The organism is Phocaeicola sp. RTP21359st1_B8_RTP21360_211022 (assembly GCF_040911965.1).
GTDB lineage: Bacteria > Bacteroidota > Bacteroidia > Bacteroidales > Bacteroidaceae > Phocaeicola > Phocaeicola vulgatus.
Genome location: NZ_JBDFXP010000109.1, coordinates 1 through 2,132, shown reverse-complemented (window position 1 = coordinate 2,132; position 2,132 = coordinate 1). Strand labels below are relative to the sequence as shown.

The following is a 2,132-nucleotide window of genomic DNA, read 5'->3' as shown; positions in this document are numbered from 1 at the left end:
CGTGCAACCAGCCCGAAGGGCCGCCTTGCGGGACCGGCCTGAAAAACAACTATTTTTGCCGCAAGAAATGAGGATGATGGATTCCTTCCTTCTATCTATTGTCTGTCCGGTGAGAATTTAGATTCCATGCAGCTTTTCTGTCTTTGGTATGTTTGGAGAAATATTCAAGGATACGAAATGAGAACGGCAATACGTGATGTTGCGGAAGGAGCAGATATGGGATTGGAAACAGGAAGCGTGCCCGGGCTTTCATGCAGTTTATACGGCGGTGTTGATTTTGGGGAGGATTACAGGGAAGTGACAGGAAAGTCGGCCGTTCCGGAGAAATTGTATGTGTACGTTGTTCCTTCCGAAATACGGAGTCTTTTAAAATCATGGAAGACCTCATTCGGGAGTGTGTCTCGATATTTGCCTGAGACAAAATTATAAGTCGCCTATTCATGGATAAGTATTTGGAATATATCAACGACATGCTACGATGCAATAAAGAGAATCGGAACGGCAGACTGAAACTCGCAATCTGCTGATAATGCGGACTATTCTAAAACAAGTGTGGAAAACTTGAAGACATCCGACGGAAAACCTTGGAAAAAGAAGAACCGGACAAAGTCTCCGCCTTCAAAATAATGCTCTATTATGCCACAGGTGCGGCATTACTTGTCATTCCGGATTGGCTTCCCATGAAATCCACCGCCCGCCATCAAGAAAACGGCCGGTGCCATATGGCAGGTAATCGTAGCGACAGCCTGTCTTTGGAACCCGTTGTCACCCTAAAGGATTTTACTGATATATTATTATGTCAGTCCTTTTTCAAATCAAAATACAGCAAACGGGTTTTCAAAGGTTCATCTTGCGGAATATCATAATATTGCTTTTCTATCACGTCTGTTTTATAGAGTGGAACGAAACCGTTTCTTTCATAATACCTGAGAATCTTTTCCTCATTGTATGCATCCACCACGATAAAACGGCATCCTGTCTTGTTGTCCTCATGACGGAACCAGTCTTTTATGAAAGCCATCAGTTGCCGTCCTACGTGGCTTGATGTACCCTGATATTCCAGATTGACCCCCAGTCTTCCTATCAGCACGGCCGGATAGCTGCGTCCACGTTTAGGATTTACAATATTGCGTTGCAGCCTGTTTTTATCATTGGGGGATATTAATCCGGTCTTGATACTGTCATTGGACAAGGTAAACAAGGCCACAATACGATGCGGGATTTCAGTCGTCACCCAACAATATGTTTTCCCAAGGAGTTCATCCGCATACAGATCGGCATCATTGAGAAAAAAATCATCAAGGTCATTCTCGCCACAAGTGAAAGGAAGGCAATTCCTCCGTACTTCCTTGTTATAGGCAAGCATGACACAATCATCATATAAAGAAATACCGTCCATTGCTGTTAATTGAACCGGAATGAACGGGATTTCTCCAATACTTTTCGCAACCGTTTCTTTGCCTCCACTGATAACCGGGGTGTTACCTTTGCGGCGTTCTTGTCTGCACTGCGTACGAAATCTTCCGCCGTAACGCCCTCCAAAACCGGAATGTTCTTGATAGTTATAGCCATAATATTATTTTTTGCAAAAATACAACTTTGTTGTTATACAGCCAAATAATAGCCCGTCTTCCACTCTTTTTTCCGGAATGTTCCTCCATATCCGGAAAAGTCTGTGTCACGCCACCCGTTGCGGTAAGCCGTTTTTCTCAAGGAAAGGGCAGGCAATACCGGCGGACGTGGATATGGGCAAAACAACCCGCATATGCAATGCAGAGGGAGCAGGAGAGCCTTCACCACAGCCGGAGAGAAAAGTGGTTTCATGCCGGGGTACGGCATGAAAAGGGGGCTCCCGGACAGTTCTTTTCCTTGTCGCACATGCACTACGTCGGTCGCAGTTTTCGCCTTCTGAATCCCTCTTACGTCCGTCCCTGCGCTTTCGGAGCGTTTTTCCGGCAGAAAATTTCGCCGTACGGAAATTTTCTGCCGGAAACCGAAGGGAAAACGCGGAGTCCCGCAGGGACGGACGAACTTTGATGAGGAAGGGGAAAATCATCCGTTTCATAAATACCATTTCCTCAGATGGCATCGCATATTTCCTTCTCCATCTTTTCCAGCTTATGGGACAGGAT

Annotated in this window: 3 protein-coding genes and 1 pseudogene; 1 reads left to right on the top strand and 3 read right to left on the bottom strand. The window is 45.6% G+C overall.

Annotated features, from left to right (window positions below):
• Positions 1 to 177: 177 nt before the first annotated feature.
• A complete protein-coding gene (locus tag AB5062_RS22580) occupies positions 178 to 429 on the top strand; it encodes a hypothetical protein (RefSeq protein WP_224205373.1) in 252 nt (83 codons plus the stop codon).
• A gap of 370 nt (positions 430 to 799) precedes the next feature.
• Here AB5062_RS22580 and AB5062_RS22575 read toward each other — a convergent pair whose 3' ends face one another.
• The 3 genes and pseudogenes from AB5062_RS22575 to AB5062_RS22565 all read right to left on the bottom strand — a co-directional run bounded on the left by AB5062_RS22575 (position 800) and on the right by AB5062_RS22565 (position 2,089).
• A complete protein-coding gene (locus tag AB5062_RS22575; protein WP_118292457.1) occupies positions 800 to 1,399 on the bottom strand; it encodes a GNAT family N-acetyltransferase in 600 nt (199 codons plus the stop codon).
• A gap of 5 nt (positions 1,400 to 1,404) precedes the next feature.
• Positions 1,405 to 1,572: a hypothetical protein gene (locus AB5062_RS22570; protein ID WP_004295314.1), complete on the bottom strand. Its 168-nt coding sequence runs from the start codon at positions 1,570 to 1,572 to the stop codon at positions 1,405 to 1,407.
• A 33-nt stretch (positions 1,573 to 1,605) separates the two neighbouring features.
• Positions 1,606 to 2,089, bottom strand: a pseudogene (locus AB5062_RS22565) (hypothetical protein).
• Positions 2,090 to 2,132: the final 43 nt, after the last annotated feature.

Excerpts from the sequence above, each read along its gene's own strand:
- AB5062_RS22580 (WP_224205373.1), top strand. The coding sequence starts at position 178 with ATGAGAACGGCAATACGTGATGTTGCGGAAGGAGCAGATATGGGATTG.
- AB5062_RS22575 (WP_118292457.1), bottom strand. The coding sequence starts at position 1,399 with ATGGACGGTATTTCTTTATATGATGATTGTGTCATGCTTGCCTATAAC.
- AB5062_RS22570 (WP_004295314.1), bottom strand. The coding sequence starts at position 1,572 with ATGGCTATAACTATCAAGAACATTCCGGTTTTGGAGGGCGTTACGGCG.